Raw genomic sequence first — 7342 nt, forward strand, 5'->3', positions numbered from 1 at the left:
TTGCGTGCCGCAGGACGGCGCGCCATGCCGGCGACACCTTCATGCTGCTAGGTCTTCAGTGATAGTCAGGGATGCCCGGCATAGTGTGAAATCCGGGCAACAGGCGAAAGCGCCGCAGCCAGCGGCGAAGAGCGGGAAATTCATCATGGTCGATGCCGTAATCGCGGCTTAACGCGAAGCTTGGCAGCAGCGACAGATCGGCAATCGTCGGGCCATCCGTCTCAAACCATTCAAAGCCTTTCATGTGGCGCAGCACCATGTGGTCATCCATGATGCGCAGGGCGTGGCGCGCCTCGTGCCTCAATGCGTAAAAATCGCGCTCCTGGCTGAACAGCGCCAGGCGGCGTGCCTCGATGGCGCTGGAGAGTGCCGTTGCGGAAAAGAACGTCCACTGCATGACACCGACAAAGGCGGCCGGTTCGAGCGGCAGCCAGGTGCCCGCCGGATCATGGCGTCGGGCAAGATGGGCAAGGATCGCCTGGGCGCCGGAAAACACTTGGTCGCCATCCTTGAGGACGGGCAGGCTGCCGAGCGGATTGAGCGCGCGCATCGCCGGACCTTTCTCCTCCCCGCCGGGCACCATGTCGATGGCGACGGTGTCATACGCAAGGCCGAGAAACGACAGCATCAGCCGTACCCGGTAGGAGTTCTCGTCAAGGGCGTGCGCGTAGAGGGTGAGTGCGGCCATCACATAACCTCGGCGAGGACGACAGGCGCTTCAAGGGTAAGCCGCAAGGCCACCGCCCATTGCGCAACATCCGCAACCGTCTCTTTCGATCCCTCGTTGACCAAGATATGCAGCCCGACATTCTGCGGGCCGATGACCTGGATGGCAATCGACAGGCGCAGCGCATCGCCTTCAAGCGTCCAGACATGCGGGGCAACGGCCTGCAGCTGCCCGACAACCGTCTTGCCTTTGCCGCCCGGCAGATACGTCTGCTTCAGGACGGCGAGGGCATGGGCCAGAGAACAGTCCGCATAAAGGCTGCGCACGGGAAGAGTATTCCCAAAGTCGGGCAGCGGATGGCCCGTCTCACCAGCGCCGGCGAGCCGCGTCCAGATCACGCCGCACGCTTCACCGGCATCGTAGGTGGTGATCCTGATCGTCTTTGGCACGTCCAGATCGGGATGGGCCGGAATATGGCGACATTGTCCGGCCGCATCATAGGACCAGCCATGATAGAGGCAGGCGATATGGTCGCCACGCACGAAACCAAAACTCATGCGCATGCCGCGATGGGGACAGCGGTCTTCCCAAACATGCGCCTTGCCCGCGCTATCGCGCCAGACCACGAGTTCGCGCCCCTCGACCACAGCGCCTGCCGAGGTGCCCGGCTCGATAGAGGCCGAGAGCGCCACCGGTACCCAATCTGCTTCACCCGACATTGCGCATGTCCTGAAATACCTCCGCCGCGCACCCGCCCGCATCAGCCATCGCTGCGTGTCACATCCCTGACGATACAGTCGGCGGGGCCAAGGCTGCAGGCCATTTCGAACATGTCGATGAGCGCGTCCTGTCCCGCAACAGAAAGCGAAATGCGCGTGCGGCTGCAGGCGGTGACGTCGAGATCGACATCAAGCCTGCCGGCCCGGTGACGGGCAAAGCCGACAAAGCTATCGCAATCGAAGGCACCCTCGAAGAGGAAGTGGACAGGGCCGCTCATCGGACGGAATTGCGGCGCAAGGCTTACAGGGTTGATGCGCCCGCCCTCCCCTGCCGGTTCACGGGGCCGACACGCATTTTCGCCTCCGGTGATCTGCATCTTTATGATCTGTCTATATTTTGGTCATGCTGCGAATTTATTCAGTTTACCCATGCGGGATGCCCGGTATCAAGCAATTTCTGAGCGCCGATCAGTTGCTTTTTGCGCTCCTCCCGTGGTCTTTTCCTCTCTGTAAAGTGTTGCGATGGGAAAAGCTGCTCATCGAAGCGATGAACGGGCAGCTGCCAGCAGACAGAACTAAGCCTCAACGGGAACGGACAAAGACGGGAAATCGCTCATGGAAGCCATCGACAGGGCCAGTCTTGACCAGTGGTATCCGATCGAAACGGAGGCCGACGTCCCGTATGGCCGATCGACCAACCGACTGCTCGGCACCGATCTTCTGGTGATCCGTGCGGATGACGGCACGGTGACCGTCCTTGCCGAAGGACAGGGCTTGCCGCTTCCGCTCAAACGCCGTTACGGCTATCTCTGGACGACGCTCGGCGCGCCGGAGAAGGACATCTTCGCCATTGCGGAAGCCGACGAGCCGGATCGGCGCTATGTGCCCTGCGGCGCCGTCACCGTCCGGGCGTCCGGTCTGCGTATCATCGAGAACTTTCTCGACATGGCGCATTTTCCCTTCGTGCATACCGACATTCTCGGCTCCGAACCCCATACGCAGGTCGAGGAGTACAATGTCGAGATCCGCCGCGATGTGGACGAGGTCTGGGCGACGAACTGCCGGTTCTTCCAGCCGCAGGCCGCCCTTTCGGCGACAGACGGGCTGATGACCCGCTATATCTATCGGGTGATGACACCGTTCACCACGCTGCTCTACAAAACCTGCCCGAATTCCGAAACACGCTGGGATGTGATCTGCCTGTTCGTGCAGCCGCTCGACCCGGATCGCTGCCGTGCCCATCCAGTGATGTATCTTCTCGATGATCAGTCGACGACCGCCTCGTTGATCCAGTTCCAGCAGTTGATCTTTCTGCAGGACCGCATCATCCTGGAAAATCAGCGCCCGGTTCTCCTGCCCATGGAACCGCGCTCCGAAATTCCAACACGCGCGGACGCCAGCTCGATTGCCTATCGCCGCTGGCTGAAGGAGAAGGGAGTGACCTACGGCACCTCCCTGCAGGCGGCCTGACGGATCTTTGCTGAGGCGGCATGGAGAGCGAGAGACCATCTCCGCTGCGTCCGCCAAAGCGGAAGTCGGATACCCCGGTCAAGAAAAGGCGATCTGCGCCTTCATCGCCCGGCTTCGATCGGAGGCAATCTCGAACGCCGAGAGCGCATCCGCAAGCGGCACCGTGTGGGTAATCAACGGTTTCACGTCGATGAGCCCCTTGCGCATCAAATCGACGCCGGTCGCAAACTCCTCGTGGAAGCGGAAGGAGCCGCGCAGCTCAAGTTCCTTGGCCGTGATCGCCATCATCGGCAGGCTCATGTCACCGCCAAGGCCGAGCTGGACGATGACGCCGCGCGGACGCAAGGCCGCGATACCGCCGGAAAGAGCAGCGGCCGCCCCGGAGCATTCGTAAAGAACATCGAAGGTTCCCTTGTCGGCGGAATAGGCGCTCAACGCATCCGGCTCGGTCTTCGTGTTGATCACGCGGTCCGCGCCGGCAGATTTTGCCAGGGATAGGGTGAAGTCCGACAGGTCCGTCGCAACGATCTCGCCGGCGCCGGCCCGGCGGGCCGCAAGAATGGACAGCACGCCGATAGGACCGCAACCGGTCACCAGCACCTTCTTGCCGAGCATTTCGCCGGCGCGGCGGGTGGCATGCAGTGTCACCGCTAGCGGTTCTGCCATGGCAGCCTCCCCGGCCGTCAGCCCGTCGGCTGCCACGCACTGGATTGCATCGGCGACGAGACTTTCCCGGAAGGCGCCCTGAATATGGGGAAACGGCATGGCACTGCCGTAAAAGCGCATATTGAGGCACTGGTTGTGCAGCCCGTCCTGACAGTAACGGCAGGTCCGGCAGGGGCGCGATGGCGACACCGCGACAAGCTGACTGATCTCGAGCCCGCTGACGCCCGGCCCGAGTTCTTCCACGATCGCCGAGACTTCGTGACCGAGCACCATAGGCTCCTTCAGCCGCACCGCCCCGAAGCCGCCATGGTTGTAGTAATGCAGATCGCTGCCGCAGATGCCACCCGTGGCAAGACGCAGCCGCACCTCGCCCTGCCCCGGCTCCGCATCGTCGATCTCCTCGATGCGCACGTCCTTGGCCGCATGGGCTACAATGGCTTTCATATTTGTCTCCTCAGATTGGCGGCGTCCAAGGCACTGAACCTTGACACGAAATGTTATCGATAACATAAACAGCGTGAGATTTGTTGTCGAGGTGAAACCACACTTCAATCGACCTTCGGCAAACGGACGGGATCGGCCATGCGCAACGAAATCACCTTGATCGGCGATCACACTATGACGCCATGCCCATGACGCGCAAACCACCCACCATGGCCGATGTGGCGAGGAAAGCAGGCGTGTCACCAATGACGGTGTCGCGTGCCTTCAAGCGGGACAGTTCCGTCAGCCGGGAAACGCGTGATGCCGTACTGCGCGCTTCGGAAGACCTCGGCTATGTTTTCGACAGCACGGCGGCGAGCCTGAGATCCCAGCGAACGGATTTCGTCGCCGTCACCATTCCCTCGCTCAACAATGCCAACTTCGCCGATACGGTGCGTGCCCTTTCCGAGGGGCTGTCCGCTCGCGGCTTACAGATCCTGCTCGGATACACCAATTACGACATTCACGAGGAAGAGCGACTGATCGAGCAATTGCTGCGCCGGCGCCCCGAGGCGATTGTCGTCACCGGCGGCAAACATACGGACCGGGCGCGCCAATTGCTGCGCAATGCCGGTATTCCGGTGATCGAGACCTGGGACTGGCCGGATGAACCGCTGGGCCATGTCGTCGGCTTTTCCAATGCCCAGTCGGTGCGGGAAATGGTCGATCACTTTGTTACGGCCGGCTATCGGCGCATCGCCTTTATCGGCGGCGATGACGACCGCGATACGCGGGGCGTCGAGCGGCGCGCCGGCTTCATTGCGGCCATGAAGGCGCATGGACTGGATGCCTCGCGTCTGATTGCGGCAGGCGCTCCGCCCATTTCCATGCGCGAGGGCGCCGATGCCATGGGCCGGCTTCTGGACAGCGCGCCGGATACCGAAGCCGTCATCTGCGTATCGGACCTGCCTGCCTTCGGGGCGCTTTCGGAATGCCAGCGCCGCAGCATCCGCGTGCCCGACCAGATGGCCATCGGCGGGTTCGGCGATTACGAGATCGGCGCCGTCTGCGTTCCAAGCCTCACCACGATCAACGCCTTTGCGTACGACATCGGGCGGAAAGCGGCCGAGCTTATTCTCGCCATCCGGGACGGCAAGCCAAACGTGGACGCACCTGCCCGCATCGTCATTCACCCCGAGCTTATTCTTCGCCAGAGCAGCCGATAGGGCAGGCGGGCGGGCGACGACAGCAGGGATCCGGAAGTTAAGCGCAGTCAAAAGTGTTGGGGTGCGGACTTTGCGTTCTTGATAACTGGCCGGACGGTCTGTAAAATCTCGCGCATATGCTAGGACAAGCCGTTCAAAGGCATACGACCTCCAACAGCACCGTGCAGTTTGGCACCACATAGTAGCTTCAAGCGCACAGCCCGCCGCAGTAAAGCAACGTCCGATAAAGTGGCTACGGCACATCCTCAAGCTTAGACGAGCGAAATTCGACATAGCTGAGCGGCATGCGAGACGGCTTGTTTCGGTGCGCCCGATCCAAAACAGGGCGCTTCACCTTCTCGTAACGCCCCCTATTGGCGCTCCCAATGCAGGTAACAGCTGTTACTTTCCCCTCCTCGCCTTACCATGCTTTTGACAGCGCCACCCCTAACGCTGCGCTGCGGATGGCCAGGATTAATGCACTCCTCATGCAAGCGCGATGACTGCATTGGCCGAGACCGATGCCAAGGGCTTCCGCTACTGGGTATCGTCTATGTCGGCGCGATCAATGCTCTCGCCGAGCAGCATCAGGAAGTAACAGTTGTTACACTTCTCGTCGCCACCACCCCAGCAGCCCGCAGCCTGCAACCCGGGCATAGACTGATCGGGACCCGTCGACCATGGGCACAGCAAAAAGGCCTGCCGATCGCTCGACAGGCCTTTCACACTTCTCCAAAGCCGGCAGGGCTGATCTACTTATTGCCGCCCGCCTTGCCGGTCTGATCCTGAAAATCCGCGATCAACTGCGGCAGGCGTTCCAGCAGCCAGTCGGAAAGACCGGGCAGGCGCTTGTCGGGGATCGACAGACGGGTCGCTCCGTCAGTGCGCTTCACCCCAATGGTGATCCCCTCGCCCAGCACGACATCGGCAATCTCGGCCTTCGAGCGGGTCGACCCGTCGAAAGCAGTCAGCACCAGCGCAAAGCGACGGTCGCTGCCGGCCTGCGCCCAATCGGGAGCGCTCGTAACCTTAGACAGGATCCGTGCCTGCCGCTCATCCAGCTGACGATCCTTGATGAAGGCGCCGAGCTTTTCCCATTTCGGCCTGCCGACCGAAGGCGCCGGGCCGATCAACCGGATGAGGTCTTCAGGAATGAGCATCACGGTGTTGGTAAGGATCGAGATATAGGCGAGGCGTTGACCGTCCTTGCGTCCAAGCGCTTCGGAAATCGTCTCGCGCGAATATTTGAGTTCCTTCAGCTTCAGGGCAAAGAGAGCCTGCTCGATGAAGGACAGATTGAGGCGCGCGGCATTTTCGATGCCCTGCGAGACGGCCAGCTCCTCGTCGCTCATCTCGCGCACGATCGCCTTTACCGGCCTTTTCAGGATCTGACAGGCGCGCAGGCGGCGATGGCCATAGGCCACCTGATAATGGCCCGGCTTGCCGGAAAGTGGCCGCACGAGGATCGGCAGTTTCTGACCGGCCTCGCGGATACCCTCGACAAAGGTCTCAAAGCTTTCATCGCCGTCGATGTCGAGGCGGTCGCTGACGAAGGAAGGCACGATGCGGTCGGGATCAAGCTCGATGATCGTCTCGGCCGACAACAACTGGTCGTGAAGCCTGCGGTTTTCGTCCTCGATCGAGACGAAGGCGCGGTCCATCGACTTCACCGCCACGGAGCCGACCCGACGCCGTTCCAGTTCCTGGGGAGAGGGAGGTGTCTGCTTTTCCAGCGCCTCGGCATCGACATTGCCGAACAGGCTTCGCATGCGCTGGTTTCGTTCTTTTGGATTGACCATCATCGGCCCCACACTGTCTTGATGTGAAGAAAGATTTCGCGGTTGACTGCGTCCATCGATTCAAGCGCGCGGCTTAATGTATCACGCCCAACGCTGCCGCGCGTCAACTCATAGAGACTTTTCTTCTCGAGACCCGCACTGGCGATGGCCGTCGTTTCAACCACGGCCGGCGCCAGCACATCCTCCTTGAACAGGGAGCGCAACAGGGTCACCACGTTCACCTGAGGGCCGTCATTCGGGTTGTGGCGGGTTATCAGGTAGCGGATGAAATCATGGCTGAGCGTGCCCCCCCGCTCCTCGATCACACTCATCAGATCGCTCATCATCGCCAGAAACTGGTTCATGCTCGCCACATCGATCATGGCCGGGTGAATGGTGATGAGAAGTCCGGAC

The 7342-nt window shown here is 61.3% G+C and carries 7 protein-coding genes and 1 pseudogene; 2 read left to right on the forward strand and 6 right to left on the reverse strand.

The window, feature by feature from the left end:
• Positions 1-55 precede the first annotated feature (55 nt).
• The 3 genes from ACEXP3_RS10125 to ACEXP3_RS10135 are packed head-to-tail and all read right to left on the reverse strand — an operon-like array spanning position 56 to position 1763.
• Positions 56-688, reverse strand: a complete 633-nt coding sequence (locus tag ACEXP3_RS10125) for a glutathione S-transferase family protein (RefSeq protein WP_377297152.1) — start codon at positions 686-688, stop codon at positions 56-58.
• Positions 688-1386, reverse strand: coding sequence for a Rieske 2Fe-2S domain-containing protein (locus tag ACEXP3_RS10130; RefSeq protein ID WP_377297153.1), 699 nt, complete (start codon positions 1384-1386; stop codon positions 688-690). The genes ACEXP3_RS10125 and ACEXP3_RS10130 overlap by 1 nt, the downstream gene beginning before the upstream one ends.
• 41 nt (positions 1387-1427) lie before the next feature.
• Positions 1428-1763, reverse strand: coding sequence for a hypothetical protein (locus ACEXP3_RS10135; protein WP_245366828.1), 336 nt, complete (start codon positions 1761-1763; stop codon positions 1428-1430).
• A gap of 238 nt (positions 1764-2001) precedes the next feature.
• Between ACEXP3_RS10135 and ACEXP3_RS10140 the strand changes: the two genes are divergently transcribed.
• On the forward strand, positions 2002-2856 hold the full coding sequence (locus ACEXP3_RS10140; RefSeq protein WP_377297154.1) for an aromatic ring-hydroxylating dioxygenase subunit alpha: 855 nt from the start codon (positions 2002-2004) through the stop codon (positions 2854-2856).
• Between the two features lie 78 nt (positions 2857-2934).
• Here ACEXP3_RS10140 and ACEXP3_RS10145 read toward each other — a convergent pair whose 3' ends face one another.
• Positions 2935-3966 (reverse strand): L-idonate 5-dehydrogenase, encoded by a 1032-nt coding sequence (locus tag ACEXP3_RS10145; RefSeq protein ID WP_377297155.1) that lies wholly within the window; start codon positions 3964-3966, stop codon positions 2935-2937.
• A gap of 182 nt (positions 3967-4148) precedes the next feature.
• On the opposite strand from ACEXP3_RS10145, the gene ACEXP3_RS10150 reads away from it, so the two are divergent.
• Positions 4149-5171 carry a LacI family DNA-binding transcriptional regulator gene (locus tag ACEXP3_RS10150; protein ID WP_210106668.1) on the forward strand — a complete coding sequence of 341 codons (1023 nt, stop codon included), beginning with the start codon at positions 4149-4151 and terminating at the stop codon, positions 5169-5171.
• A gap of 731 nt (positions 5172-5902) precedes the next feature.
• Here the strand turns inward: ACEXP3_RS10150 and repB are convergent.
• Together repB and ACEXP3_RS10160 are read right to left on the reverse strand one after the other, a co-directional pair.
• The gene (gene repB, locus ACEXP3_RS10155) at positions 5903-6919 is read right to left on the reverse strand and encodes a plasmid partitioning protein RepB (RefSeq protein WP_377297156.1); all 1017 of its coding nucleotides are present in this window, start codon (positions 6917-6919) and stop codon (positions 5903-5905) included.
• Between the two features lie 29 nt (positions 6920-6948).
• Positions 6949-7342 (reverse strand): annotated as a pseudogene (locus ACEXP3_RS10160) (plasmid partitioning protein RepA); the annotation flags it as partial.

Origin of the sequence: Neorhizobium fuzhouense (genome assembly GCF_042611105.1) — a bacterium.
GTDB lineage: Bacteria > Pseudomonadota > Alphaproteobacteria > Rhizobiales > Rhizobiaceae > Neorhizobium > Neorhizobium galegae_A.